This window comes from Mycobacterium sp. RTGN5 (assembly GCF_033804465.1).
Taxonomy (GTDB): domain Bacteria; phylum Actinomycetota; class Actinomycetes; order Mycobacteriales; family Mycobacteriaceae; genus Mycobacterium.
On the sequence record NZ_JAPZLA010000004.1, the window covers coordinates 22510 to 47956 of the forward strand.

At 64.8% G+C, this 25447-nt stretch carries 25 protein-coding genes; 14 read left to right on the forward strand and 11 right to left on the reverse strand.

Features of this window, described 5'->3' with window-relative positions:
• Nucleotides 1-1227, forward strand: coding sequence for an MFS transporter (locus SLQ31_RS20365; protein WP_319435867.1), 1227 nt, complete (start codon nt 1-3; stop codon nt 1225-1227).
• A 6-nt stretch (nt 1228-1233) separates the two neighbouring features.
• Entirely contained in the window at nt 1234-1992 is a 759-nt protein-coding gene (locus tag SLQ31_RS20370; RefSeq protein ID WP_319435868.1) for a class I SAM-dependent methyltransferase, read from the forward strand.
• Nucleotides 1993-2008: 16 nt separating this feature from the next.
• Here SLQ31_RS20370 and SLQ31_RS20375 read toward each other — a convergent pair whose 3' ends face one another.
• The gene (locus SLQ31_RS20375; RefSeq protein ID WP_319436229.1) at nt 2009-2959 is read right to left on the reverse strand and encodes a dTDP-glucose 4,6-dehydratase; all 951 of its coding nucleotides are present in this window, start codon (nt 2957-2959) and stop codon (nt 2009-2011) included.
• Nucleotides 2960-3102: 143 nt separating this feature from the next.
• Here SLQ31_RS20375 and SLQ31_RS20380 point away from each other — a divergent pair, with 143 nt between their 5' ends.
• Nucleotides 3103-4131 carry a hypothetical protein gene (locus SLQ31_RS20380; RefSeq protein WP_319435869.1) on the forward strand — a complete coding sequence of 343 codons (1029 nt, stop codon included), beginning with the start codon at nt 3103-3105 and terminating at the stop codon, nt 4129-4131.
• Here SLQ31_RS20380 and SLQ31_RS20385 read toward each other — a convergent pair.
• The gene (locus tag SLQ31_RS20385; RefSeq protein ID WP_319435870.1) at nt 4121-5341 is read right to left on the reverse strand and encodes a peptidoglycan DD-metalloendopeptidase family protein; all 1221 of its coding nucleotides are present in this window, start codon (nt 5339-5341) and stop codon (nt 4121-4123) included. The genes SLQ31_RS20380 and SLQ31_RS20385 overlap by 11 nt on opposite strands.
• A 215-nt stretch (nt 5342-5556) precedes the next feature.
• Here SLQ31_RS20385 and SLQ31_RS20390 point away from each other — a divergent pair, with 215 nt between their 5' ends.
• Both SLQ31_RS20390 and SLQ31_RS20395 read left to right on the forward strand, forming a co-directional pair.
• On the forward strand, nt 5557-7533 hold the full coding sequence (locus tag SLQ31_RS20390; protein WP_319435871.1) for an OPT family oligopeptide transporter: 1977 nt from the start codon (nt 5557-5559) through the stop codon (nt 7531-7533).
• 33 nt (nt 7534-7566) lie between these two features.
• Nucleotides 7567-8358: an SDR family oxidoreductase gene (locus SLQ31_RS20395; protein ID WP_319435872.1), complete on the forward strand. Its 792-nt coding sequence runs from the start codon at nt 7567-7569 to the stop codon at nt 8356-8358.
• A 4-nt stretch (nt 8359-8362) separates the two neighbouring features.
• Here SLQ31_RS20395 and SLQ31_RS20400 read toward each other — a convergent pair whose 3' ends face one another.
• Nucleotides 8363-9241 (reverse strand): SMP-30/gluconolactonase/LRE family protein, encoded by an 879-nt coding sequence (locus tag SLQ31_RS20400; protein ID WP_319435873.1) that lies wholly within the window; start codon nt 9239-9241, stop codon nt 8363-8365.
• A gap of 14 nt (nt 9242-9255) precedes the next feature.
• Nucleotides 9256-10293, reverse strand: a complete 1038-nt coding sequence (locus tag SLQ31_RS20405) for a methyltransferase (protein ID WP_319435874.1) — start codon at nt 10291-10293, stop codon at nt 9256-9258.
• A gap of 202 nt (nt 10294-10495) precedes the next feature.
• On the opposite strand from SLQ31_RS20405, the gene SLQ31_RS20410 reads away from it, so the two are divergent.
• Nucleotides 10496-11362 (forward strand): DUF4344 domain-containing metallopeptidase, encoded by an 867-nt coding sequence (locus SLQ31_RS20410; protein WP_319435875.1) that lies wholly within the window; start codon nt 10496-10498, stop codon nt 11360-11362.
• Between the two features lie 78 nt (nt 11363-11440).
• Nucleotides 11441-11878, forward strand: coding sequence for a hypothetical protein (locus SLQ31_RS20415; protein WP_319435876.1), 438 nt, complete (start codon nt 11441-11443; stop codon nt 11876-11878).
• 1 nt (nt 11879) lies between these two features.
• On the opposite strand, the gene SLQ31_RS20420 is transcribed toward SLQ31_RS20415, so the two are convergent.
• On the reverse strand, nt 11880-12554 hold the full coding sequence (locus tag SLQ31_RS20420) for a hypothetical protein (RefSeq protein ID WP_319435877.1): 675 nt from the start codon (nt 12552-12554) through the stop codon (nt 11880-11882).
• 146 nt (nt 12555-12700) lie between these two features.
• Here SLQ31_RS20420 and SLQ31_RS20425 point away from each other — a divergent pair, with 146 nt between their 5' ends.
• A complete protein-coding gene (locus SLQ31_RS20425) occupies nt 12701-13801 on the forward strand; it encodes a ferritin-like domain-containing protein (protein ID WP_319435878.1) in 1101 nt (366 codons plus the stop codon).
• 27 nt (nt 13802-13828) lie between these two features.
• On the opposite strand, the gene SLQ31_RS20430 is transcribed toward SLQ31_RS20425, so the two are convergent.
• Entirely contained in the window at nt 13829-14653 is an 825-nt protein-coding gene (locus SLQ31_RS20430) for a glycoside hydrolase family 16 protein (protein WP_319436230.1), read from the reverse strand.
• 445 nt (nt 14654-15098) lie between these two features.
• On the opposite strand from SLQ31_RS20430, the gene SLQ31_RS20435 reads away from it, so the two are divergent.
• On the forward strand, nt 15099-16544 hold the full coding sequence (locus SLQ31_RS20435) for a hypothetical protein (protein WP_319435879.1): 1446 nt from the start codon (nt 15099-15101) through the stop codon (nt 16542-16544).
• A 12-nt stretch (nt 16545-16556) separates the two neighbouring features.
• Here the strand turns inward: SLQ31_RS20435 and SLQ31_RS20440 are convergent, their stop codons facing one another.
• Nucleotides 16557-16802 carry a hypothetical protein gene (locus SLQ31_RS20440; RefSeq protein ID WP_319435880.1) on the reverse strand — a complete coding sequence of 82 codons (246 nt, stop codon included), beginning with the start codon at nt 16800-16802 and terminating at the stop codon, nt 16557-16559.
• Nucleotides 16803-17026: 224 nt separating this feature from the next.
• Here SLQ31_RS20440 and SLQ31_RS20445 point away from each other — a divergent pair, with 224 nt between their 5' ends.
• The 3 genes from SLQ31_RS20445 to SLQ31_RS20455 all read left to right on the forward strand — a co-directional run bounded on the left by SLQ31_RS20445 (nt 17027) and on the right by SLQ31_RS20455 (nt 20022).
• Nucleotides 17027-17209, forward strand: coding sequence for a hypothetical protein (locus SLQ31_RS20445; RefSeq protein WP_319435881.1), 183 nt, complete (start codon nt 17027-17029; stop codon nt 17207-17209).
• A 1-nt stretch (nt 17210) separates the two neighbouring features.
• Complete coding sequence (gene poxB / locus SLQ31_RS20450; protein WP_319435882.1) at nt 17211-18947, forward strand: ubiquinone-dependent pyruvate dehydrogenase; 1737 nt, start codon at nt 17211-17213, stop codon at nt 18945-18947.
• A 61-nt stretch (nt 18948-19008) separates the two neighbouring features.
• On the forward strand, nt 19009-20022 hold the full coding sequence (locus SLQ31_RS20455; RefSeq protein ID WP_319435883.1) for an alcohol dehydrogenase catalytic domain-containing protein: 1014 nt from the start codon (nt 19009-19011) through the stop codon (nt 20020-20022).
• On the opposite strand, the gene SLQ31_RS20460 is transcribed toward SLQ31_RS20455, so the two are convergent.
• Nucleotides 20023-20424 (reverse strand): hypothetical protein, encoded by a 402-nt coding sequence (locus SLQ31_RS20460; RefSeq protein WP_319435884.1) that lies wholly within the window; start codon nt 20422-20424, stop codon nt 20023-20025.
• 75 nt (nt 20425-20499) lie between these two features.
• On the opposite strand from SLQ31_RS20460, the gene SLQ31_RS20465 reads away from it, so the two are divergent.
• Nucleotides 20500-21411, forward strand: coding sequence for a hypothetical protein (locus SLQ31_RS20465; protein ID WP_319435885.1), 912 nt, complete (start codon nt 20500-20502; stop codon nt 21409-21411).
• Here the strand turns inward: SLQ31_RS20465 and SLQ31_RS20470 are convergent.
• Together SLQ31_RS20470 and SLQ31_RS20475 are read right to left on the reverse strand one after the other, a co-directional pair.
• Nucleotides 21298-22335 carry a dihydrodipicolinate reductase gene (locus SLQ31_RS20470; protein WP_319435886.1) on the reverse strand — a complete coding sequence of 346 codons (1038 nt, stop codon included), beginning with the start codon at nt 22333-22335 and terminating at the stop codon, nt 21298-21300. The genes SLQ31_RS20465 and SLQ31_RS20470 overlap by 114 nt on opposite strands.
• 3 nt (nt 22336-22338) lie before the next feature.
• Nucleotides 22339-23574 (reverse strand): hypothetical protein, encoded by a 1236-nt coding sequence (locus tag SLQ31_RS20475; protein ID WP_319435887.1) that lies wholly within the window; start codon nt 23572-23574, stop codon nt 22339-22341.
• A gap of 41 nt (nt 23575-23615) precedes the next feature.
• Between SLQ31_RS20475 and SLQ31_RS20480 the strand changes: the two genes are divergently transcribed.
• The gene (locus SLQ31_RS20480; RefSeq protein ID WP_319435888.1) at nt 23616-24209 is read left to right on the forward strand and encodes a TetR/AcrR family transcriptional regulator; all 594 of its coding nucleotides are present in this window, start codon (nt 23616-23618) and stop codon (nt 24207-24209) included.
• 389 nt (nt 24210-24598) lie between these two features.
• Here SLQ31_RS20480 and SLQ31_RS20485 read toward each other — a convergent pair whose 3' ends face one another.
• Nucleotides 24599-25438, reverse strand: a complete 840-nt coding sequence (locus SLQ31_RS20485) for a hypothetical protein (RefSeq protein ID WP_319435889.1) — start codon at nt 25436-25438, stop codon at nt 24599-24601.
• Nucleotides 25439-25447 lie beyond the last annotated feature (9 nt).

Below are 25447 nucleotides of genomic sequence, written 5' to 3' on the forward strand. Positions count from 1 at the left end.
GTGGCCATCGCCGAAAGCCGGTATCAGGCGCTGATGGGGTTCGGTGCCTTCTACTTCATGGGCGCGCAGTTGAGCAGCGTGCTCGCGGTCCTGCCGTTTCTCCTGGTGGCGGAGGGCATCAACTGGGCAGCCGGTCTCGTCGTCCCGACCTTCAGCGTCGGCTTCATCATCGGAAACGCGTTGTCTGCGTTGGTGGTTAAGCGATCACGGCGTCGCCAGCACGTCATCATCGCGGCTGCCTCGGCCGCCATCGCCGTCCTGACCGCAGTCATCGCCGTGGCGGCGTTGCACGATGCGCTGGTCGTCTACGTGTTCCTGTCGGCCTCGATCCTCATCGGCGGCACGATGGGCGTGGCGAATAATGCCTACGCCGAGATCATCTCGCGCATGCTCGCCGGAACGCGGCGTAACGACCTGGTCCTCAACCAACAGGCGCTGGGGGGCATTCTGACCGTCACGGCCACGCTGTTGATCGTTCCGATGCTGCCCAATCACGACACTCCCGACGGACACCTCAATGTGCTCTGGTTCGGTGCGGCCGCGATGGCGGTTGCCTTCGTGGCCGCGATGACGGTCGGGCCGACGACGTCAGGGACGGTGAGCCCACCCCGTCGGATCATCGAGGACATGCGCGAAGGACTCACCGTGGTTCGCACGACCCGCTGGTACCGGGTATTCCTGACAGCGCAGCTCGTATTCGTCCCGATCGCCGTCAACGAGACGTTCTTCGCACTCCGCACCTCGCTCGCACACGCCGACACAGCAGGCAGCCTGCACGCCCTCGTGATCAGTTCCGCGGCCGGTCTGGTCGCTGGCTCGTTCCTGTGGCGCAGCGTGTTCCGTAGGTTTGGCGTTCGCGGGATGCTCGTATCGAGTGCGATCATCAGCTGCGTCGCGGCGATACTCTGCGCGGCCAATGAACTCCTGCCGGGAGAACCGCACCTTTGGGCATACGCAGTCGTCTTCTTCCTCGTGGTGCTGTCGAATGCCGCGCTTGCCGCCGCGACGGTGTCGTGGATCAGCGCCTTCGCCGCCGACGAACAACGCGCGGTGCTGATCAGCTTCGCCGCGACACTCACCGCGGTGGTCATCGCGATGCTCGGCGCGGGCTTCGGACTGCTGGCTCAGGTCACCGCGATCTGGCCGGTGTTCGTCGTCCTGGTGCTGTGCGGACTCGGTGTCCCGGCGGCACTGCGCGCACCGGGCCGCACCCCGGCGGTGGTGTGATCACCGATGGACCAGTCGTTCGAGGAACTCATCGCCGAAGCTGTCGCCGTCCCCGTCGAAGGCTGGGACTTTTCCTGGCTCGACGGCCGTGCCACCGAAGAGCGGCCGTCGTGGGGTTTCCAGCGCCTGCTGAGCCGGCGGTTGGCCGAGGTGTCCGCTGCGCTGGACCTCCACACCGGCGGGGGCGAGGTGCTCGCCGGCATAGAGAGATTCCCGCCGACCATGGCGGCCACCGAATCATGGCCACCCAACGCGGCCCGAGCGACTCGCCTCCTTCACCCCCGCGGCGTGGTGGTGGTGCTGACCCGCGACGAGCCCCCACTCCCGTTCGCCGATGAAGCGTTCGACCTGGTGACCAGTCGTCACCCAATTGCGGTGTGGTGGCACGAGATAGCCCGCGTCCTGCGGCCGGGCGGCACCTATCTCGCCCAACACCCGGGCCCGGCGACCGCGATCGAGCTGATCGAAGCAGTCCTGGGTCCGATGCCGGAGCTGGGCGCACACATGGCGCCTTCCGTCCAAGCCGAGCAGGCACGGGCGGCCGGGCTGCAGGTAGTCGACATGCGAATCGAGACGCTCACCGCGGAGTATTTCGACATCGGCGCGGTCGTTTACTTTCTGCGCAAGCTGATCTGGGCGGTGCCGGATTTCACGGCGGAGCCATACCTGACACGCCTGCGGGCGCTGCACGAACACATCGAGGCCAACGGCCGGTTCGTCACTCACCCGACGCGCGTTCTCGTCGAGGCGCGTAAGCCGTTGTAGGCGTGCGGTTCTTACCTCAAAGCGCCAGCTCGGGGGGCTGCTGTCGCGCCCAGTCGATATAGCGATCGATCCCTTCCCATATCTCCACCTTGGGCGCGAATCCGATGCCCTGCGCACGCTCGATCGACGCGGGGAAACGGGTCACCTCCCCCGGTCGCGCGGGTCCGTTCACCACCTTCGTTCCGAGTTTGTCCGCGATGTAGTCCGCGATATCGCGGACGCGCGTGTTCGTGCCGCTCGCGAAATTGATAGCGCTGCCTGCCAATTCCGGTGTGTCCAACACCAGCCCGTATGCCTGCACCAGATCGCTGACATGGAGATAATCCCGGGTGGCACTACCATCCCCGAAGACCACGAGGTCCTCGCCCTGCAAAGCCCGGCGGACGAGGATGGGAATGAGCGCACCGTAGGCGCCGCTCTTCTGGCGTTCGCCGAAGATGTTGAACGGCCGGACGATGGTGATGTCCATCCCGTACGACCGGTAGTAGGAGTACGCGAGACGATCGGCGGCAGCCTTCGACGCCGCGTACGGGCTGTTCGGTTTGAGTTCAGCCGATTCGTCCAGAAAGGTGCCCGGGCTGAGAACATGTCCGTCGCCGTACACCTCGCAGGTCGACGCGAGGATCAGCCGCGCCCCGTATTGGCGGGCGGCTTCCAGCACGTTCTGGCTGCCGATCACGTTGGTGCCGACGAAACTCCGTGGATCGCTGAGCGACTTGTCGACGTTGACGTTCGCCGCCAGATGGAAGATGACGCTGTGATCGCGCGCCGTCTTGCTGACCAATTCCCAATCGGTGACCGATCCGAAGACGATGTCGGCTTGCTCATTCGCCACGACGTGCAACAGATTTTGCTTGCCGGTGATGGAGAAGGTGTTGAGGACCGTCACGCGATGTCCTCTGGCGAGCAGTGCTTCGCAGAGATGGCTGCCTTGAAAGCCGGCGCCGCCGGTAACGAGAATCCTCACCGCAAAGTGCTCCCGTCCGACGATATGTGCCGCATCATGGTTACCACCCAGCGCCGCTGGCGGCACACGAATGGTCCAGACAGTCTTCTCCCGCGCTTGAGCCTCATGCGGGTCTCGGTGTCGAGAGTCGACAGGAATGGCGCATGAGTGGTGTCCCCGGCGGGCGTCCCGCAGGCGGCCGTGTCGAAAGCAACGTCGCGGCTGACTATCTGGGGCAGATCGAGGCGTGGTGCACCCATCCGGCCCTCGCTGAACTGGTCGGCATGTTCGGCGGCAGCATTCCGCCGGGGCTCGCGCTGAGCGGACGGCTCGCGTTCCTGGACGAATTCAGCGGAGTGTGGGACTACCGGGCCAAGGGGCGCGAGCAGAGCGCGACCCGTCTCACCAACCAGGATGCGGGTGGAGCGGTCAGGTGGCTGATCCGTCGTCTCGACCTGCCCGATACGCAGCTTGAGCAGATCGAACACTTGGCGGGTGAGCTGGGGCTCATCGCCGAATTACGGCCCAGTGCACATGAATTCGATCACGTCATGGTCATAGGTGGCGGGCGCTACACGAACCTGCTTCGAACCCGCTACGCACGCGAGATGGCGGCAGGTCGCCGGATTGGCAATGTCGTCCTGGCGGCCGCATCGCGACGGTTGCTGGACTCCGAACAAGACGCCGTCGCGGTGTGTGCGCCGGGCGCCGGAACTGAATTCGAGCTGATGATCGCCGCCGCCCGTGACGTGTTCGGGCTCGACGTCGATGAGGTCTCCGAGCATGTGAAGCGCCGCGTCGACCAGGTGCAGCGCAATGAGACGGTATGGCGTTTTCCGCCAGACAGCAACGAATTAGGGCTGCCAATCATGCTGCTCGAGACGCCGTCACCTGACCCCGAACACCGCCGCGCCAATTCTGCCGACACCTACACGTTCGCGGCGCAGACGGCAGGCATGCGCGGCTCGTCGTGTTTGATGGTGACGGGTCAGCCGCTGGTGCCGTACCTGCACTTCGAGGCACTGCGCACGTTGGCGTTGCGGCATGAGATACGCCTGGAATCAGCGGGTTTCGGCGTCGAACAATACAACCGGCTGAGCGCTCTGGATCAACAGCATCCGGCCAAGCTGCTCCAGGAAGTGCGTTCGACGATCCGCTCCGCGCGAGCCCTGGAGGATCAGCTCAGTCGGTGATCGTGCACGGCGACGACGGCGGAAAGGTACCCGCCACCGGACGCGGACGCCCTGGCGGCGTCCACGGCTTCAGGCCCATATTCCCCAGGTAGCGCACGGGGCTGGTGTGCTCGCCGTCGACGCGTACCTCGAAATGGACGAACCCATCGGCAGATCCGTCCTCTCTCCGGAGGACACCGAGTTCTTCACCCGCCTCGACTCGGGAGCCGACGTCGATCTGACGGTCGTCACCCGGCCGGAAGGCGTACACGGTTTCACAGCGCGGTCCCGCGATCGTCACAGATCGAAGTCCCTCGTCATCGAGGCCCTCGACGCGGCTAACAGCGCCTGACGTCACGGCGTAGACCGGTGTACCGGGAGCTGCGGCGAAGTCGACGCCGGGGTGAAACCCGGCGGGGCGGCGACCGTAGCCTGACGCCACTGCGAGGCGATCGCGGTCCACCGGCACCCTGGCGCCCGGTTCGGCAGGTTCGAACTCGCCCCGCACGCGTCGCTGATAGTCCGACTCGAGGAGTTCGATTTCGTCGTACGCGTACCCGAACAGGAGAGCGCGGTCGTAGGGCACGCCGTAGTTCAACTCCGAGTCTGGGTCAAGCTTGCGGTAGTGCTCCACCTTGCCGATCCGTTCAGCCAGCGTCGCCCACCCCGTATGCAATAACCGGACGTCGTTGGCGACCCCGATGCGGCCGTGTTCGGAGATGTTCGCCGGCCAGTGCGGGTTGTGGATCTCGCGCGTCCCGGCACGCAGACCAGGGCGCCAGCGCCAGAACGGCCCCCGCATCGATTCGGCGGTGCCCATGATCGGGATCAAGTCCGGGTAGTCCGGATCGTCCCAGCTAGGGATCATCGGGGACATCAGCGCCGCGACATCGTCGGGGACGGCCGCAAGCATTGCGCGAATGTCGATGTCGGTTTCGACCACTTGATCGGAGTCGATCATGAAGATCCAGTCCGGGCGGCAGAAATCCGCCATGCGGTACAGCAATTCGAGCCCCGGCGGTTCGGGGATCAGCCACGGTGTCGACGGGAGATCGGCCCGGGCCCGCACGACGTTGGTGACCGCGGGGTGCTCCTGCAGGATTCGCGCGCTACCGTCGGTGCTGCGGTCATCGACCGCGTAGATGTCATCGCACCAGCCGGCCAGGGAATCCAGCACCCGCGGCAACACGTCCTCGCCGTTGTGGACGCGGAACAGGGCCAGGACGCGCATCTACTTCTCCTTCTGCAGGTCGTCATTCTGGCGTGCCCGCGTGTGAACGCTAGCTCACGGACTATCAGTCAGCCTCGGGTCACTGTCATAGCCCTGGAATTCCTTTGCATAACAGCCAGATTCATAGGCGGTAGCCAACACCCTGAAAAGCGTCGGATCACCGGTTAGCATCGCCCAACACGAGTACGCGACTCTTGAGCGGGTGGGAGACATTGATGACCAAGCTCGACGACACGGAGGCAACCGCTCCGTCCATTCGAGAGCTCACCGTTCGGGGCGTGGTGCTCGGCGGCGTCATCACGCTCGTCTTCACGGCAGCCAATGTGTATCTGGGCCTCAAAGTCGGCCTGACATTTGCCACGGCGATCCCGGCGGCAGTCATCTCGATGGCGATCTTGCGGTACTTCCGGGGGCACACCATCCTCGAAAACAACATCGTGCAGACCATCGCCTCGGCCGCAGGCACGCTGGCCGCAATCATTTTCGTCCTCCCCGGCCTGATCATGATCGGGTGGTGGACGGGTTTCCCGTACTGGATCACGGTGGCTGTGTGCATCGTGGGCGGCGTCCTCGGCGTGATGTACTCCGTGCCCTTGCGCCGCGCCCTGGTCACCGGTTCGGACCTGCCGTACCCGGAGGGTGTCGCTGCCGCCGAGGTGCTCCAAGTCGGTGAGGCCGCCGTCGACGGCGGCGAGGGCAACAAGCGAAGCCTGCGCGCGATTCTCGTGAGCTCCCTTGCAGCAGCAGGGTTTTCACTAATCGCAGCGACAAAGGTGATCCTGAGCGACATATCCGTATATTTCCGCCTCGGCGCCGGCGGTTCGACGATCGGCGCGAGCCTGTCGTTGGCACTGATCGGTGTCGGCCACCTCGTCGGTGTCACCGTCGGCTTCGCGATGATCGTCGGTTTGGTGCTCTCGTACTTCGTGTTGTTACCCACCTTGACGTGGGGCGACATCTCCGGCAGCGACGTCGAGGACATCGTGTCCAGCACGTTCTCCCATGACGTCCGGTTCATCGGAGCCGGCGCCATCGGCATCGCGGCCATCTGGACGCTTCTCAAGATCGTCGGCCCGATCGTTCGGGGAATCCGCGCTGCCGCAGTCTCAACTCGCGCACGCCGCGATGGACAGCACGTCGAGCTGACTGAGCGGGACCTGCCCATCTGGGTCGTGGGCGGCACGATCGCGGTGTCGCTGATCCCCATCGGGCTCCTGCTGTGGTGGTTCCTCGAGACCACGCAGATCGGCGGCAACAAGCCACTTCTCATCGCGGTGACGCTGGCATTCGTGGTCGTGATCGGGGCGGTTCTCGCGTCCGTCGCGGGTTACATGGCCGGCCTGATCGGCTCGTCCAACAGCCCGATATCGGGTCTCGGCATCCTGGTCGTCATCATCGCGTCGCTGGTGTTGGTGCTGGCGCACGGGCGCAGCGACGACGCAGCGCAGACGGCGGGACTGGTGGCCTATGCGTTGTTCGCCACCGCGATCGTGTTCGGTATCGCCACCATTTCCAACGACAACCTTCAGGACCTCAAGACCGGCCAGCTCGTCGGCGCCACACCGTGGCGGCAGCAGGTCGCGCTGGTGATCGGCGTCGTCTTCGGAGGGTTGGTGATTCCCCCCGTGCTCAGCCTTCTCAATAGTGCGTTCGGTTTCGCGGGCGCCCCAGGCGCCGGGGAGAACGCCCTGGCCGCACCGCAGGCGGCGTTGATCTCCTCGCTGGCCAAAGGCGTCTTCGGTGGCGATCTGAATTGGAAGTATTTGGGTCTCGGCGTCGCCATCGGCGCGGTGGTGATCCTCATCGACGAGGTGCTGAAGCGCAAGACGAAGTTCGCACTGCCGCCGCTGGCGGTCGGGATGGGCATGTACCTCCCGATGTCGCTGACCATCGTGATCCCGATCGGCGCGCTCCTTGGCCGCTATTACGACAAGTGGGCTGACCGCACTGGCGGCGACGTCGAGCAGAAGAAGCGCCTCGGCGTTCTGATGGCAACGGGTCTCATCGTCGGCGAGAGTTTGTTCGGTGTGGTGTTCGCGGGCATCGTTGCCGGCTCCGGCAGCGACTCTCCGCTGGCCATCGTGGGCAAGGAATTCGGGAACTGGGCCGAGATTCTGGGCGTGGTGGCGTTCGTCGCCCTCGTGGCCGGTCTCTACCGATGGACTCGGAGACTGTCCGCTGCTGATCACTAGCGGCTGCGCTCCCGAAGCGGTAGACATGTGCCCGTGAAGGTCGACGGATCGGTGGCAGTGGTCACCGGCGCCGGCTCGGGCATCGGCAGATCCATTGCGACGGCGCTGGCATCGGCAGGCGCCTCGGTCGTCGTCGGCGACATAGACGCCGGCTCGGCCGCCGAGACCGCTGCGATGATCGGGGGCGTCGCGGCGACCGCGGACGCCTCCAGCACCGACGGCATCGCGACCCTGCTCGATACCGCACGCAAGACGTTCGGCCCGGTGGATATCTACGTCGCCAACGCCGGCATCACCGGCCAGCCCGGCCTCGGCGACGACGAAGCCGCCTGGGACCGGATCATCGACATCAACCTGCGCGCCCACATCCGTGCCGCGAAAGCTGTTGTGCCGGAGTGGCTTGAGGGTGCTGGCGGACATTTCGTCGCCGTCGCGTCAGCTGCCGGACTGCTGACCCAGCTCGGTGCGGCGCCCTACAGCGTGACCAAGCACGCCGCCGTGGGGTTCGCCGAATGGTTGGCCATCACATACGGCGACAAGGGAATCGGGGTGAGCTGCGTGTGCCCGATGGGGGTGGACACTCCACTGCTGCGCGGCATGTCCGACTCGCCGGACGCGGAGATTCGGGTCGCCGGCGCCGCCGTCACCAGTGCCGGTGCGGTAATCGACCCGGACACCGTGGCCGCCCTCGTGGTCCAAGCCATCACCGACGGGACATTCCTGGTGCTGCCGCACCCCGAAGTGCTCACCATGTACCAGCAGAAGGGCGCCGACTACGAGCGGTGGATCGCCGGGATGCGCCGCTACCAACGCAGCCTGGGCTAGCGCGTCACGCGAACGGCAGGTGCCGATCGTCGAATCGCCGCTCAGGCAGACCTTGGACGCCGACATCGACCAGAAAGACTGCGCCGGCCAGTGGTTCGGTGTCGGGTTCATCCGGGAGCGCCGAGGTGATCGCGAGTGTGCGTAGATCACTCCCGACGAAGATGCAGCTGGTCGGCCGGGAGACGGGCACGTCGATTTCACGATCAATTCGGCCGTCTGGCGTGTACCGAATAACCTTCCGTCCTTGCCATTTCGCCGACCAGACGCACCCGTCCGCATCGACGGTGAGACCGTCGGGATCAGACGGCGCGGAGTCGGTCGCGAAGACCCGGCCGTTGTGGAACTCGCCGGTCGTCGCGTCGTAGTCGAAGACTCGGATCGATTGGGTGGCTGAGTCCGCGTAGTACATCAGCCCGCTGTCCGGTGACCAGCCGAGTCCGTTGGAGACGGTGACACCGTCAAGCCGCGACTGAGGCAGGTCTTCGTGGGCACGGTAAAGGTGGGCGGCCGACTCGGTTTCGGGCTCGTGCATGGTCCCGAACCAGAGCCGCCCTTGGCGATCGGTCTTTCCGTCGTTGATCCGCAGCTCGGCGGTATCCCAGGTCCCCTGCCACCTCAACTGCCAACTCGCACTGGCGGTGTCGTCGATGGAATAGAGCCCGTCGCGGCAGCCGGCGAGGAGTCCGCCCGAGTGGGTTCGCACGACAAAGCCCACCTCGCCCGGTGTTGTCAGCGAGCTGACGTCACCCCCGTCAAGGCGACTCCAGTGAATGGCGCCGCCGGTGCTGTCTACCCAGTACAGCGTCTCGTCTTCGGCATCCCACCACGGCCCTTCGCCGAGGGCGTCGCGGCGATCGGAAAGGACCTGCAGGGTCGGTTGCACTTCGATCTCCCGATCTATTTGATACCGACCACCATAGAGTCAGGCCCGGCCAATTGCTCGACGTAGCTTCTGGTGAAGCCGATCTCAGCCATCCAACCCTGGCAATCCGCCCCAGTGAAGTCGAACCCCAAACCCTCGATCAGCATGTTGAGACTCATCAGCAGACCAAATGCGTTCTCCCGCCGGTCATCGTCGATGAGGGCCTCATGCACGATCAGCGCACCACCGGCGGGCAAGGCGTCGAACGCTTTTTGCAGGAGTTGACGTTTCTCGTCGAGGCCCCAGTCGTGCAGGATGTGGCCCATGATGAGCACGTCGGCGCTCGGTAGCGGGTCGGCGAAGAAGTCACCCGCGGTGAAGGTAAGGCGGTCGGAGAAGCCATATTTCGCCACATAGGTGTTGAAGATCGGCTCGACCTGCGGTAGGTCGAACCCGCCGCCCGCCACATGGTCGTGAGCCTGGGCGATCGCGACGGGGACAGCACCTTGCGCGCAGCCGATGTCGATCACGCTGCTGTAGTGGCGCCACGGGAACTTCGCCGCAATCGCCTCCCCCGCAGCACGACTCAGCCCGCTCATCGCGGCGGTGAAGCCGACGAGCTTGTCAGGATCGGAATAGACCGTCTCGAAGAAGCTGCCGCCGGTCTTCACTTCGCTCTGTGCCTGGCCCGTCAGCAGGGCTTCGGTGAGGGATCCCCAAAACCCATACAGGCGGGTGCTTCCCATCTCGAGCATCCCGCCCACGTAGGTGGGCTTCGCCGGATCGAGAAACAGATCGGTCTCTGCAGTGTTGCTGTAGCGGCCGTCGTCGCGGTTGAGCATGCGCAATGCCACCAAGGCATCGGCGAAGTCTCGTGCACTGCGCGGATGCAGGCCCAGCCTGTCTTCCAGCTCATCGACGCTCAGCGGGCCGGCCTCGCTGAGCAACCCGAACACTTTCAACTCGACGGCGCTCAGCAGCGTCTTCGACCCCCAGTACGCCGTCCCCAAGCGCATGATCGCATCGGGAGTCACGGCTGTTGACCCATCCTGTGCTGCGTCCTGAGTGGCCATCTAGCTCCTCCGTTGCCGACCGCGAACCGCGGATCCGGCTAAATGTAAGCCCAGGTGGCGGCCAATTCCTGCCGTACACCGAATGTTGGCGGCCCGCTCATTTCGGTGTCGAAACGCCAGCTAATTGGTCCAAGAAGCCACGCTCGGCCGGTGAATCTGCCACCGTGTCAATTACTGGGTCGGTTGAGCAAAGGTTGGGGCCATGCAGACTCGAATTCTGACGGTGTTGGCGGTTGGGTTGCTGGTGGCCGGATGCGGTGGCGGCGGCCAGGAGAAGGCCGGCTCGTCTGGCAGCGGCGCCGCGGACTCGGGCACGTCAAAAGCCAAGGGCCCCGACGACACTGCAACAGCGGATGCCGGCGGGAAGATGACCGTCGTCTACGACGACGCGACCAGTCCTGAGGCGGTCAACGGGAAAAAGCTGTTGCAGGACAACAAGGTTCTCGAAGACCTTGCCGCCGATATCAATCAGACGTTGAAGCTGCCCGTCGACGTCCCGCTGCGCGGATCACAGTGCGATCAGGCAAACGCCTTCTGGAGTCCCAGCAAAAAGTCCATCACCATCTGCTACGAGGATGCGGATCTGAGCCAGAAGATCTTCGTCAAAGCCGGCGACAAGGATCCCGACACATCGGCCATCGGCTCCGAGGACGCGACCTTCTATCACGAGGCCGGCCACATGGCGGTCACCCTGTACGACTTGCCGATCACGGGCAAGGAAGAGGACGCCGCCGATCAGCTCGCCGCCTACATCCTCCTGACACCCGGCGATAGCGGCAAAGTCGACGCGGAGTCAGTCCAGGCCGTCAAGGATTTCGCGCGCACCTTCGCCGCGTACGCGGAGCTGAAGGCCCAGATGGGCCGGGCCGACAATATGGCCGACGTTCACTCCTTGGACCAACAGCGCGTCTACAACCTGCAGTGCTGGATCTACGGATCCAACCCTGAGGCCAACGCCGACATCGTCAGCAGCGGTGGGCTCCCCGAGGATCGCGCGAAGGGGTGCCCCGAAGAGTGGAAGCAGCTCGCCCATGCTTGGTCGACGTTGCTCGACGAGCACTGGAAGTAGCCTCGGAATCGCGTATCGATGCCTCATACGCCCGCTGAGTGGTCAGCAGTCGCAGCAGCTTTCAGCGCGACTGCCGCAATGATCGGCTTAGTGGTCGCTTACTCCGGGTATCAAATTCAACGCCGCAACCGTGAACGAGCCGCTCATCTCGCTCTGTACGACATTTATGCAAGGCTCACGACGGGCGAGATCGCCAAGGCCCGCCATGATCTGTACATCATTCACTTGAGCGGAAACACAGCGAGATATGACGAAGATGGCGCCGTCGCTTGCTATTTCGTGCTTTTGTGGGCCCTGCCATTCATCGTCGAGGCCATGGATGCAAACGACCTGTGGGATAAGGCGAAGGGTGTACTGGACTACCACGCCAAAATGGTCGATGCGGCGATTCAACGCATACCGAGCACCCCAATGACCGCCGCACCCGACGCGCGCGCTCAGTACAAAGTTGCCCACGACAGGCTGATCAAAGCGGGATGGTTCCGCGCCGGTCCACGCGCGGAACCGATCGCCTGAGCTATCCCCCGACTTTCGACAGGTTCTGCTGGATCGCATCCAGTTGGATGACGCCGACGGTGTCCAGATAGTCGGCCGAAACCGGATCATTCGGCTTCCCAATGAAAGTCACCTGCGCGATGACCTTTCCCTCGCTGAACATCAAAATCGACATCGACGCCGAGCCGTCTGCCGACATTCCGTTGACCACCTGTGCGTTCTTGGAGACATTGGGTGCCGGCGCGAGCGTGCCCTTGATCTGAGAGGTGAGAGCCGTGCCCGTCAGGGTGTCCTGAACGGATTTGGCGGCTTGGTCGGCGTCGGGAGCGAGAATGACCGTGCTCTGGATGCTGTTATCACCCGACTTGTAGAACTGACCGGCGGTTGGCGGGTTGCCAGGGGTCGGGTCCACCGACGCCCCGTCTCCGACCCACGGTCCCGCGGGGGTCGGCGGGATGCTCTCCGGTTTCATCACCAGTGCGGTCAAATCCCCTGCCGCGGGCGCCGCAGCACCGGAAGTACTAGGGGCCGCGGCCGACGAAGTCGCGGACGACGCAACAGAGGTGGCTGCCGACGACGTTGCCGACGAGGACTTTGACGAAGAAGCTTCGTCCTTACCGCAGCCGGCGACGACGAGCACCAGTGCCATCCCCGTGAACGCCAGCCGCATGGCCGTCCGCTTGTGCTGAACCGCCATTATTGACTCCTCCGTAAGTTGCATTGCCCCCCAGGCTAATGGCGGCAGCGAGTAGTCGGCTACCCCAATCTCCGTTGGTCCTTGACGGCACCGCCAACTGCAGCGCAGTGTGATTCTCGTCATATTGGGGAGAAAGGCGGCAGCTCATGACCACAAAGGACATGTACACCGAGGTTCCCGACCCGCTGTCCTGGGATGTCGCGAGTGGCGGCGACGCCCGCTTCACTTGGGAGTACGACGAGGGACGCGCGCGGCTCCTGTCCCTGTACCAGAAGGGCAAGGACAAGCAGTGGGACGCCCAGTCGCGCATCGATTGGTCGCTGGACGTCGACCCGATGAACCCGATCGGCGTGCCCGACGAGTTCCATCCGCTGTTCGGCAGCCCCGCGTGGGAGTCAGCAGACGAAAAGCGGCGATCCGAGATGCGCCAGCACAATCAGGCCTGGAACTTCTCGCAGTTCCTGCACGGCGAGCAGGGGGCGATGGTGTGCGCCGCCAAGATCGTCGAGGTCGTCCCGGACATGGATGCGAAGTTCTACGCGGCTACCCAGACGATGGACGAGGCCCGGCACGTCGAGGTGTTCTCGCGGTTCCTCCAAGAAAAGATCGGTCTGGTTTATCCGATCAACAAGCACCTGACCTCCCTCCTGGAAGACACCCTGAGCGACTCGCGCTGGGACATGCCTTACCTCGGGATGCAGGTGTTGATCGAAGGACTCGCCCTTGCCGCCTTCGGCGTTCAGCGTGATCTGGCGCCCGAAGGTTCGCTGGCCAAGCAACTACTCGCCTACGTCATGCAGGACGAAGCCCGGCACGTCGCCTTCGGCCGAATCTCCTTGAAGGACTACTACTCCGCACTGACCGATTCCGAGCGCAACGAGCGAGAGGAGTTCGTCGTGGAGGCGTGCTACCTCATGCGCGACCGGTTCCGCGGCGAGGAGGTCTTCGAGACGCTCGGCCTGAACGTCAAGGAGTGCGCCGAGTGGGTCGACACGTCACCGCTGATGATCCAGTTCCGCTCGCACTTGTTCAGTCGCATCGTGCCGATCGTCAAGGACATCGGGCTGTGGGGCGACAAAGTGCAGAAGGCGTTCTCGGACATGGGCGTTCTGGAAATGGGCGGCTTCGACATCGAGGCACTGATGAAGGCCGATGAAGATCAGGCCGAGTCGCTGGACCAGGCGCACGCCGAGATGGCCAGCCGGGCCCTCGAAGTAGATCAGGCGATCTCGGCGGGGATGAACTAACCGGCGAGCCCTACGCGCAGCGTCGCGTTACCAGACCCGCACGTAGTCGACGAGCATCTCGGCCGGATAGGTACCCGGCCCCGGATCCCCGCCGCCCGAGCCGCTCACGGCCAGGTTCAGCACCGGGAACATCCGGTAGTCGGGGAAATTGAAGGGCCAGTCGTCGAGGGAGTTCGCCGGAACGGTGAAGTACGGCTCGGCGCCGTCGACGTAGTCCTGCCAGAAGTACATCCCGGAGTCGTTCCAGGTGACCCGCCAGGTGTGCCAGTTGCCGTCCACCCCGTGGGGCTGAGTGGCGAACGACGTGCCATCCAGACGGGCGTGAACGGTTGACCCCGAAGGCCATTCACCGTTGCCGTACCACTCGACGAGGTCGACCTCACCGCCCACTTCAGGGTGGTCGTTCATCAGCCACCAGGCCGGCCAGGCGCCCGCGGTCAGGCAGTTGAACTTGATCCGAGCTTCCCAGGTGGTTCCGATTCCGCCCCACCAGTTTCCGACGACCTTGCCGCTGACGTACTTGTTGTTGTCGCGAGTCGCGCGGATGACGAGGTTCGACTTGCCGTCCAGGAAGACGTGCTGGCGATCGTCGCGGTACTGCCCCATGTTTTCGGGCCGGTCCCAGAACACCGGGTTCTTGATGAGTTCGCGCCTCTGAGCGATGTGCCACTTTGCGCCGTCGGGGGCCGAGCCGGCCGGACCGTCGAACTCGTCATGGAACAGGTAGGGCGGGGCCGCGGCGTTGGCCGGCGGTGCTTGCGGGCGGGTCGGCGTGGCTCCCGCGATCGGCATGGGCAGGGCAGCGGCGACTGCTCCGAATCCCGCCATCAGCATCAGACTTCGGCGATCAATATCAGGCACCGGTAAACCATAGAGGCGAATCCCCGGAGCAGCTGTACCTGGGTGCGTGGCGAAGTCACCTTTGCCGTTAACCGTCTGTTCAACGTCCACCAAAAGGCTCGCTGAGCTGTGCAAACATCTCCCCGGGGGCCACCCTGCCAGCTAGCAAAGAGCTGTGCTGTGTCGCGACGGCGCCACGCCGCAGGCGTCCGATCGCTGCGTCATTCCGTGTCGTGGTTTCGCACAATCGCGACGTCGCCCGCCAAGGCCCGCGCAAACACGCGGTGACCTCGGGCTCTACGCCAGATCAGCGGGCTGCCGCGACTCCCTGTGACGGCGCCAAGTAACCAGCTCGTCGGATGAGGGCAAGCATTCAGAAGCGCGCCATTCACCGTTTGGGGTGGTCCTGACCTGCCCCCTCGTCTACTATGCCCATGAACCAGCGAAGGGGCAGCAAATGGGGTCGAATAAGTACGTCGGTTACGTCGGCGGGGTCGCTGTTGCGGTCGGAGTGGGCGCGGCTGTCGCCGCTGCAGGCCAAGGCGTAGCAAGCGCTGACACCGGCAAATCCGATTCATCGAGCGCGTCCAACTCGGCAAAGTCCGATGCGGGTCCGAAGAAGTCCGCGACCGGCAACGCCAAGCACGCCAAGCCGGCAGCCAAGGCGAATGACAAGCCCAGCAGCGCAGCCGCTTCCGACACCAAGTCCGTCGCCCTGACGGCGACGAGCGCCAAGGCCTCCGCGGTCGAGTTCGAGGCCACCCAGGTCAAGAAGCTCAAAGGCTTGTTCGCCGGCCCGGCGGCGGCGAAGCCCTCCGCAGCCGCTGCAGCCACCGAGAGCACCGACGCCACGGCGAGCAGCACCGCCGCGGCGACCGCCGCCGCCACCATCAATCCCGCGACGGCGTTCTGGAACCCGTTCCGCTGGATGCCGCCCGAGCCCGCGCCGCAGGACATGCCGGGCCCGATCTGGACCCTCGAACAGTCCTTCATGGCCGTGTTCCCCAACCAGATCAAGGCCGTTGCCCGTGAAGGATTCGAGCTTGGCTACCGTCTCACCCAGACGATCCCATGGGTCAACATCATCATCCCGTTCACGAACATCATCACCGAACTTCCCGACGCGTTGGCGGGCGACAAGGCGGCCGCGCAGCGCGTCATCAACAACCTGATCGTCACGATCAACCCGATCGCGATCTTGTACTACGGCTACAACGAGGTCGCCGACGTCCTCAACCTGGAAGCACCGGCCCTGCAGCTGCAGACCTGGTTCATCTCCTCGTTGTGGAACCTCTTCGACCCGTTCGCCTTACTGCATGTCCGCGGCGAGGCCGGGCTGCCGCTCTCGACGACCACCCCACCGCCGGATCAGGTAACTGAAGAGGCTGCGGCCACCACCACGCTCGCCGCCGCGGTGACGCCGTCGGCCAGCGCCGCCGCGTTGCCGCCCATCGACGTGCCCGATGCGCCGGACCCCTTCCGGGCCGATGATCCCAAGCCGCTCGGAATGCCCACCGCGGTGTGGAACACCGAAAAGGGTTTGGTTGCACTGTTTCCCGCCGAGTCGCGACCGTACGTACGCGAGCTTTACGAAGCCAGCTGGCGGGTACAGCAGATGGTCCCCGGCCTGAGCGCCGTGATCCCGATCGCCAAACTGCTGCCCGCCCTTTACCAGGCCGCACTCGGCCACCGGGAGACCGCGCAGGTTGCGATCAACAATGTGCTGTTGGCCACGACGGCGTTGTCAATCCTGTACTACGGCTTCGACCAGCTTGCCGATCTGCTGAACGTCGAAGACCAAGGACAGGCCCTCAAGGCAGCGATCTACGCCGAGGTGTGGGACGAGGCTGACCCCCACGGCTACCTGCACGTGCCGGGCCACTCGGGCCTGAAAACCGCCTGAGTTCAAGCGAACTCAGGAGGCACCGCCCGTGTATGAACTGGAGCCGTGCCCGAACGGGACTGGGTTGTTCCAGTTCCCGACGCCATAGGGGACGGACGGGTCGGTGCCGGAGGGCACCTGGGGGTCGGTGCCGTCTTGGTAGCACTGATACGCCGTCGGGCACGACGGTGACGTGTCGGCGGCTTCGGCAACGCCGACCGAACCCAGCCCCATCGTCAGGGCTCCGGCGATGGTCACAACGATGACGGATATCCTCATGATCGACTTCCTTCGTCCACGCGAACTGCGTGCTACCTCCAGTTATCCGCCGCGGCGCTGTCAGCGTCATTGGAGCTGACCCCCAACCGGCTGTTGCAGGTAGCAGGTAATACGTTTCGACGGGCCGTTCGGTGGGGTATCAAGTCGGCACAACTCGACACACGGGGGAATCGATGGACGGTGAGGATAGCGCTGCGGGCGAAGTTCTCCGTACGCTGGGACTCGTGCTGAATCTCGCCGCAATCGTGGCGTTCGCGCTGTTCCTGAGCACGTTGGGGGCCACCAACCCTGGCGCTTCGGGTGTGGCGGCGACCGTTACCGTCGTCGCCTTTCTGGCCAGCCTGCTCTGCTTCGTCGCCGACCGTCGGCGCTCGGAAGCAGCGTTGACCAATACCGCCGAGATCTAACATGCCGACCGTCGCACAGCACATCCTGTCGGCGTTGAAGTCCAGTGGTGTCAGCCGGGTGTACGGACTGCCCGGCGACAGTCTCAACGGGTTCACCGATGCGATCCGGCGCTCCGAAGGAGTTACCTGGGAGCACGTGCGCCACGAAGAAACAGCAGCCTTCGCCGCGACCGCCGATGCGGCACTGACCGGTCGGCTGGCGGTCTGCGCCGGCAGCTGCGGGCCCGGCAATACGCATCTGATCAACGGCCTCTACGACGCGCAACGCACGCGCGTGCCGGTGCTGGCGATCGCCGCCCACATTCCACTCAACGAGGTTGGCACCGGCTATTTCCAGGAGACGCATCCGCAGGAGTTGTTCCGCGAGTGCAGCGTGTACTGCGAGTTGGTCAGCACGCCGGAGATGGCCCCGCGCCTGATCGAGATCGCGATGCGGACCGCTGTCGAGGAGAATGGCGTTGCGGTACTGGTGATTCCGGGCGAGGTGTTCCTGGCCAAGATGCCCGACCACGCATGGAACACCGGACCGGTGCTGCCGACTCGCTCGGTACTGCGGCCCGACGACGAGTCGCTGCGCCGGGCCGCAGACATTCTCAATGCGGGTTCGCGGGTGACCATCCTCGGCGGCGCGGGAACCGCAGGCGCGCATGCCGAATTGATCCGGCTTGCCGACACGCTGAATTCACCGGTCGTGCACTCCTTCCGCGGCAAGGACCACATCGAATACGACAACCCGTTCGACGTCGGAATGACGGGACTGCTGGGTTTTGCCTCCGGGTACAAGGCCATCAAGGAAGCCGACGTCCTGCTGATGCTGGGCACCGACTTCCCGTACTCGCAGTTCTATCCCGACGACGCTCAGGTCATCCAGGTGGATATTCGGGGTAGCCACCTCGGGCGTCGCACTCCCGTCGATCTGGGTTTGGTCGGTTCGGTCAAGGACACGATCGACGCGCTGCTGCCGCTCCTGTCGCGCAAGCTGGATCGAACGCATCTGGACAAGTCCCTCAACCACTATCAGCGCACGCGCAAATCGCTGGACGCGCTGGCGGTCAACGATCGCGACCGCACCCCGATCCGTCCGGAATATGTTGCCGGAGTGGCAAATCGGCTCGCCGCTGACGACACGGTCTTCACCTTCGACGTCGGCTCGCCGACCATCTGGGCCGCACGGTATCTGACGATGAACGGCAAGCGACGAATCAGCGGATCGTTCACCCACGGGACGATGGCCTGCGCGCTACCGCATGCGATCGGCGCGCAGACCGCCTACCCGGGACGACAGGTGATCGCACTGGCCGGTGACGGCGGGCTGACGATGTTGTTCGGGGAGTTGCTCACCCTCGTGCAGAACAACCTGCCGGTGAAGGTGATCGTCTTCAACAATTCGTCGCTGAACTTCGTCGAGCTGGAGATGAAGGCAGCCGGGGTGGTCAACTTCGGCACGGAGCTCAAGAACCCGGACTTCGGAGCTGTCGCGCAGGCCATCGGATTGTTCGGACGCCGGGTCGAGCATCCCGCGGATCTGGAGCAGGCGGTGGCCGACGCACTGGCCCACGACGGCCCTGCCTTGGTCGACGTGGTCGTCGCGCGTCAGGAATTGTCCATTCCGCCAGCGATATCCGCCGAACAGGCCAAGGGATTCACGCTGTACGCGATCCGCACCATCCTGGCCGGCCGGGCCGACGAGTTGCTGGACTTGGTGAGCACCAACGTCGCCCGGCGCATCCTCGATTGAAGATTATCTGCCCGCGGATCTGAGTTAAGCTGATCAGACCCAGGCCCAACCGAGGAGAGCGATGCCGACCCACCGCGCGGTACATGTGGAATCACCCGGAGCGTCACTCGAACTGGCGGAGGTTGAAACGACGTCGCCGCCCGCGGATCATGTGCGCATCACCGTCAAGGCCTGCGGAGTGTGCGGCACCGACCACGCCATCGTCAACGGCGGTCTGCCCAACCTGAGTTTTCCCGTCACCCCCGGACACGAGATCGCCGGCACGATCGCCGAATTGGGCGAGGGCGTAGACGGATTCGCGGTCGGTGACCGGGTGGCCGTGGGCTGGTTCGGCGGCAATTGCAACAAGTGTCTGCCCTGCCGCAGAGGCCAATTCATGCAATGCGTGAACCTCGAGGTGCCCAGCTGGAACTACCCGGGCGGCTACGCCGAGTCGGTGATTGTGCCGCGCACCGCGCTGGCCCGCATTCCCGACGAGTTGTCGTTCGCCGAAGCCGCCCCGATGGGCTGCGCGGGAGTCACCACCTACAACGCACTGCGCCACACGAAGGCGCTGCCCGGGGATCGCGTCGCCGTCTTGGGCATCGGCGGACTCGGACATCTTGGTGTGCAGTGGGCCCGGGCGATGGGCTTCGAGACCATCGCGATCGCCCGCGGGGCGGGTAAGGCGAACGACGCCAAGGAGCTGGGTGCCCACCACTACATCGACTCCACCGCCAGTGACGTCGCCGAGGCACTGCAGGCACTCGGTGGCGCGCAGGTGGTGCTGGCCACGGCGGCGAACTCGGCGGCCATGGGGGCCACTCTCGGCGGACTGGCGCCTCAGGGCGAGCTGGTGCTCGTCGGGGCCACCTTCGATCCGCTGCCGATCACTCCGGGTGATCTGCTTTTCGCGAACTACAGCGTGGTCGGGCATCCGTCGGGCACGTCGGCCGATGTGGAGGACACCCTGCATTTCGCGCTGTTGTCCGGGGTGCGGGCCCGCATCCAGGAGCTGCCGTTGGCCCAGGCCGCCGAGGCCTACGCGGCGATGGAAGAGGGCCGGGCGCGCTATCGCATGGTCCTCACGACGTAGCTACTCGGCTGCGTCGGCCTCGTCGTCGCTATTGGTGGGTCCGTCGAGGACGCTGACGTCGATGCCGTAGGGCAGGAACCGCACGCTGCGGTTGGTGTCGGTGTTGCGCTTGTTGGCACGCAGCGCGTCGAGCTCGCCCTGGTAGACCTGCTCGACGCGCGCCTTGCCGTAAGGGTCGGTGATGTAGACGGCCCACACCCCGTCGCCGGCCTCCCCCGCCGTCTCCGGCTGCGAACGGGGCCGCGAACGGCGGGTGAACTCGTCGAACAGCACGCCGAATCCGGCGCCCCCTCCTGAGGTGTTCAGGAATCGCCCGAAGGCGTCGCGAACGCCTTCGCTGGCCTCCCGCACCACACGATCGATATCGTCGGGATCGAACCCGAACGGTCCGTTGTTCTCCATAGCTGCCAGTGTGCTCGCAGTTCGCGGTCCCGTCGACAAGTTGAACTTCGCGGCCAGCGAAACCGTGTCCCCAACATGTCTGCTTTCGTGCGAACTCGTTTCCTCAGCAGCTCGGCGGCCACCGCGATCGTGGCGCTCTCTATTGCTCCCCTGGCGCCGCCGGTCGAAGCCCGCATCGCCACCGTCACCGCCCCAGACATCGAATTGGCCGCCGCTCCGATCGGGGCGATACCCCTGGCATTCCTGCGAAATCAGCTGACGTTCTGCAGCCTGATCTGTCCGTTCATCGTGCAGGGTGCGGTGACGGTTCCGATCGGCGTGGCCGAGGCGCCGGCCGCCTTCCTCCAAACCTTGCTGCGGACCGGCAATCTCGCGGGGTCACTCGGCGCGTTAGCCTCCGCAGTGACGGTCCCCGCCGACGCGGCCGCCGAAGGCATCATCGGCAACGACCTGAATCTGGTGCTGCCCAAGGCGCAGAACACTCTTGAGGTCGCCGTCGTAGCGCTGATGAACGTGACATCCGGCCAGACGACACCTGGCGCCGCGCGCGACACCATCCTGCAGGCACTCAACCAGCCGCCGGGAACGCCGACGATTCCGGTTGGGGCGCATGGCCTCCTGCAGGTCGCCGCCGTCGAGGCCATTAACGTCGTCTCCGCGGTGGCATTCCAGGCATTCGAAACGGCTCTGCTGGGCGTCGTGCAATCCGCCAACGCCACGGCCACCACCCTGGCGAGTACCCACGATGTCCGCGCGGCAATATCGGCGGGGGTGGAATCCGCTCGCTCGACGCTCAACGTGGCGCGCACCCAGGTGAGCTCGGCGGTCAACACCGCCATCACCAACATCAGAGCCGCAGCCGGGCAACCGGTTTCAGCGGCGGTAAAGACTCAGCGGCAGGTCGGCCATGGTGACAAAACCGGCGCCAGCGTTGCACACCGCAGTAGTAGCGTTCACAGCTTGCATCGCGGTCGCCACGCTGGCTGACCGGACGTGCTCGGCCAATGGAACGTCACGACGAAAGCTGGCCAGTGTCATCAGATGTGCTTGCATCGATGGCGTACCTTCGATGGTGACGGTCCAACCGTGCTGAGGCCTCGGCCAGTGCTTCGGTTGCGGTTCGCCTACGGTCCACAGGGTTTCGACCTCAACGACAGACTCGCCGTTGCGCAGACCGGACCACCGCCAGTGCTGACCCGCGACCGTGCCGGCGCGCAGGGTACGGCCGCACACGTCGTAGTCGGCACTGGCCGGAATCACCTCCAGGTCGGTGGTGACGTCGTCGACGCCGAGGCCCAGGGCGTCCCCCAGAAGCCAAACCTGTTCCTGGAAAAGCTGACTGGTGAACCGCAGCCCGTCGGTCTTGGCATCGACCTCGTCCAGCGGGCTGCCGAAGTGCATCTGGTCGAAGGTGATCTCCACGCTGTCGTACACCGACCAGTCGGCACGTTCTTGGACCTTGATGTGCTCGATGGTCCGTGACATTCCGGTCAGCGCCAGCGGGACGACAACGCCGAGGTTTCCCGGGTTCAGTCCGGTGCCGTGCAGAGAGCTGTTGCCGTCGGTGCAGGCCTGCCGCAGTCGCTCACGGTCGCTGGGTGCCATCCGGGCGGGATGGAAGGCGAACGCGGTGGTGATCAGGTTGGCGCCCGACGCCAGGATGGCCGCAGCTTCGTCGACCGACGGGTGACGCGGAGCGTAGAGAACGGCGTCGACGTCGGTGGTGTCGACCTCGATGGCGGCGGCAACCCCGATCGGTTCACCGCCGGCCAGCACGCCGGCGTCGGTCCCGGCCTTCTCCTGCGAATAGACCTTCACCCCAACCAATTCCAGGTCCGGATGGCCGAGGATGCCGCGGATGGCTTCGACGCCCACCGCGCCGGTGCCCCATTGCACGACGCGGTAGGCCATCGGCTACACCACCGTCAGCGGAAGGGAAAGCCGCTCTTCGAACTCGAAGGTGACACCCTGGCTGAACTTGGTGACCTCCACCTCGGGCGAGTCCTTGGCCGCTGTGTCGGTCTTCTCGAATTCGGCGGTCCAGTCATCGCTGGTTCCGGAGATCCGCACCGCGATGTGCGGGTCGACGGCAGTGGCGATGGCCTGCAACGGCGCCGGCGACGCGGGCGAACACAGCGACACCCAGGACGCGTCGTCGTGCGACGGCGACGGGTGCACGTGCAGGCGACCGCCTTCGACCTCGGCGACGACATAGCCGGCGGGGTTGAACAGCGGGTGCAGCTCGAGAACCTTGGCAAGCCCGTCGAAGTCGTTGGGCAGCTTGAGAGCTCGTTTGATCCGTTCGGTCGCCACTCCGGCGATGCCGGTGAGCTGCTTGGTGCAGATTTCGGTGGCCAGCTCGGTGTTGTCGCCGGCCCGGGCCCGCACCGCGATGCCGAACGACAGGTTCAGCAGATGCATCTGCAGCACGACTTCGTCGGCGATCCGCACTAGGGCCGAGTGCGAGAACGCCCCGAAGTCCACGTCGGACAGCAGCGGGCCCGAATAGTCCGGCTCACCTTCATCATTCGGATCGATCGGCGCGAGTTCCCAATTGGCGGCCTTGGTTTGGGCCACGATGTCCAGCGCCGGGATGCTGGTCACCTCGGGGTAGGACTCGTCGATGATGACGGTCCACGCGCAGTGCGGCGAGCGGTCCGCGGGCATCCGCGGCGGGCGGTGGATGGGGCGCACCTGCGCCCTGGCGTTGGTGGCCACAGCGGTGGCGTCGAAGGTGGGGTCCTCGATGTCGTGGCACATGCCCTTGACGTAATCGGGGCCCATCGGTTCGACGTCCATCAGGGCGCCGCAGTGGTCGAGGTGGAACTCGCCGTGCCAGCGGTCGTGCACGGTGTAGCGGAAGTCCATGAACTGCGGCGGGGCACCGATGTCGAGCTGCAGACCTTTGAAGATGGTGAAGATGTCGGTGCCCTCGTACTTGAGGGCCTTCTGCATGCGCTTGGTATAGAGCGGGCTGGCACCTGCCCATTCCTCGATGGCGATCTGGAGCATCTCGGGTCGGCCGAACGACTGAATGCACCACGCCATGCCGGAGCGGTCGATCATCTGGCCGATCAGCAGCAGTTCGGGCACAAGGACGGCAAGTTCTGCCCTGGACAACTGGGCGTATCGGCTGAGGGGCTGGCTCATAATGCGAAACATAGTCGGGTCAATGTTATAAAGTCAACGATGTGAAGGCGCCCGGCACTGCTCCCACGCGACAAACCCAGTCGCCACGCAAGCGGGGCGATGACACCCGGGCGTTGATCATCGACGAGACGGTCCGCTGCGTGGTCGAGGAAGGGTTTCCCGCCGCGACGGCCAAGCACGTCGCCGAGCGCGCCGGCGTCACCTGGGGCGTGATCCAGTACCACTTCGGTGACCGCAACGGCCTGCTCATGGCGGTGGTCGACGAGGGCGTGGCCGGACTGCTCAAAAGCCTCGGCGAGGCCGACGTCGCCGACCTCGCGCTGCGGGAACGGATCGAGGTCGTCGTCGATACCGCGTTCCGCTGTTACAGCAGCCCGACGTCGTTGGCAGCCTTCGAGATTCTGCGCGCCACCCGTGGCACCCACGGCGACAGCGCCACCCGGCATCTGCTGGAGATCAACGCGGCGATCAATCAGCTAGGACGGCTGATTTCCGACGATCCGGTTGTGGCCGAGGTGATTTGGTCGTCGCTGCGCGGCATGGTCCTCGTCGAGATGATCGTCGATTCGCACTTCGAGTGGCAGCGTGAACGTCAGCTACTGGTCGACATGGTCACGAAGTATCTGCAGGGCTGAGCCCGCGCGTCCCGCACAGCTAGCGAGCCTCGTCACACCCGTACGTCTGCAGTGTCAGGCGTCACAGCGCCGCCGGCACCCGAGCTGGGAAAACGTTGTGCTGTAGGCAATCTCACAGGTCAAAAGTTGATTTACCTGAAATTAACAACAACGATCAAGGGGTTCCTCAGACAGGCGATCCCTGATTGGTGAACGTCAAACAGCAAAATATGCCCCTGCTGAACCAGGGGCGATCAAGGAGTTGAGAACACAATGTCGATTGCGCAGTTTCGCAACGATATGAAGCGGAACATGACCCGCCGCCGTCTGTATGCACGCATCAACGCGTTGCCTCCCTCAACGGTTCGCGAGGAACTCGTAGCCATCGCCCAGCGCTACGAAGACGCCGGTCACTGACCGCCTTCCTCCACCGGAAACAGCTTTTGCATGACCGCACCGGCGACAATGCCGACGGCGATCAGCGCGATGCCCACCCCGGCGGAGAATGAATCGCTGACCCAACCGGCGATGCCGACGCCGATGACGAAGCCGGGCAGCCACTCCAACAGCTTCCCGAGTGGCGGTGGGCTATCGGACGATTGGCCGGTGGCGGCCAGAAATTTCGCCCGCGCGTAATCGGGATAGAACTCGGTGATGGCGACGGCAGCCAAGGTGACCGCCAGCTGAACGATCCAGCCGGTCCAGAAGTTGTCGCCGTCGCGCAACACCGCATCGCCGAACGTGCCGACGGCCGTGTTGATCACGAACGCACCGGCCCACACTGCGCTCAGTACGTAGTTGACGCGAACGAATAGTGGGCTGTTCCAATGCTCGGGGTCGACCGTGTCGCGGGCGTAGGAGATCGTGAACGGACGACGGATCATGAGCGTGGTCAGTGCGTAGGCAGCCAGCGCGCCGTTGGTGATCTCGCCGGCCCACAGTTCCAGCCAGCCGACCATTGTCGGGGAGCCCACGATTCCCAAGGCGACGAAGGTCGCGAAGACCACCGCGCCAAACACTTCGAGGGAATGCACCTTGATGCCGCGTCGGCTGCTCGCCCACATCACGATGAGGGTCAGGGTCAGTGCTGCGGCTGCGGACTGCCCGAAGCGGCCAGGCCCCGACATGATGGCCATGAGGATCCAGGGCGCGATGCCCGAGAACGGCGATCGTAGGAAGCCGTCGATGAAATTGGATTGTTGGACGGTGGCGTCGGGGTCCGTGGCCTCGGGCTGATCCGGTCCAGACATTGGCGACTC

What these genes read in the sequence shown, in the direction of transcription:
- SLQ31_RS20405 (WP_319435874.1), bottom strand. Translation starts at nt 10,293, where the DNA reads ATGGCCACTCAGGACGCAGCACAGGATGGGTCAACAGCCGTGACTCCC.
- SLQ31_RS20420 (WP_319435877.1), bottom strand. Translation starts at nt 12,554, where the DNA reads ATGGCGGTTCAGCACAAGCGGACGGCCATGCGGCTGGCGTTCACGGGG.
- SLQ31_RS20385 (WP_319435870.1), bottom strand. Translation starts at nt 5,341, where the DNA reads ATGCGCGTCCTGGCCCTGTTCCGCGTCCACAACGGCGAGGACGTGTTG.
- SLQ31_RS20465 (WP_319435885.1), top strand. Translation starts at nt 20,500, where the DNA reads ATGTCTGCTTTCGTGCGAACTCGTTTCCTCAGCAGCTCGGCGGCCACC.
- SLQ31_RS20455 (WP_319435883.1), top strand. Translation starts at nt 19,009, where the DNA reads ATGCCGACCCACCGCGCGGTACATGTGGAATCACCCGGAGCGTCACTC.
- SLQ31_RS20415 (WP_319435876.1), top strand. Translation starts at nt 11,441, where the DNA reads ATGATCGGCTTAGTGGTCGCTTACTCCGGGTATCAAATTCAACGCCGC.
- SLQ31_RS20425 (WP_319435878.1), top strand. Translation starts at nt 12,701, where the DNA reads ATGACCACAAAGGACATGTACACCGAGGTTCCCGACCCGCTGTCCTGG.
- SLQ31_RS20380 (WP_319435869.1), top strand. Translation starts at nt 3,103, where the DNA reads ATGAGTGGTGTCCCCGGCGGGCGTCCCGCAGGCGGCCGTGTCGAAAGC.
- SLQ31_RS20435 (WP_319435879.1), top strand. Translation starts at nt 15,099, where the DNA reads ATGGGGTCGAATAAGTACGTCGGTTACGTCGGCGGGGTCGCTGTTGCG.
- SLQ31_RS20470 (WP_319435886.1), bottom strand. Translation starts at nt 22,335, where the DNA reads ATGGCCTACCGCGTCGTGCAATGGGGCACCGGCGCGGTGGGCGTCGAA.
- SLQ31_RS20440 (WP_319435880.1), bottom strand. Translation starts at nt 16,802, where the DNA reads ATGAGGATATCCGTCATCGTTGTGACCATCGCCGGAGCCCTGACGATG.
- SLQ31_RS20475 (WP_319435887.1), bottom strand. Translation starts at nt 23,574, where the DNA reads ATGAGCCAGCCCCTCAGCCGATACGCCCAGTTGTCCAGGGCAGAACTT.
- SLQ31_RS20370 (WP_319435868.1), top strand. Translation starts at nt 1,234, where the DNA reads ATGGACCAGTCGTTCGAGGAACTCATCGCCGAAGCTGTCGCCGTCCCC.
- SLQ31_RS20410 (WP_319435875.1), top strand. Translation starts at nt 10,496, where the DNA reads ATGCAGACTCGAATTCTGACGGTGTTGGCGGTTGGGTTGCTGGTGGCC.
- poxB (WP_319435882.1), top strand. Translation starts at nt 17,211, where the DNA reads ATGCCGACCGTCGCACAGCACATCCTGTCGGCGTTGAAGTCCAGTGGT.
- SLQ31_RS20390 (WP_319435871.1), top strand. Translation starts at nt 5,557, where the DNA reads ATGACCAAGCTCGACGACACGGAGGCAACCGCTCCGTCCATTCGAGAG.
- SLQ31_RS20485 (WP_319435889.1), bottom strand. Translation starts at nt 25,438, where the DNA reads ATGTCTGGACCGGATCAGCCCGAGGCCACGGACCCCGACGCCACCGTC.
- SLQ31_RS20460 (WP_319435884.1), bottom strand. Translation starts at nt 20,424, where the DNA reads ATGGAGAACAACGGACCGTTCGGGTTCGATCCCGACGATATCGATCGT.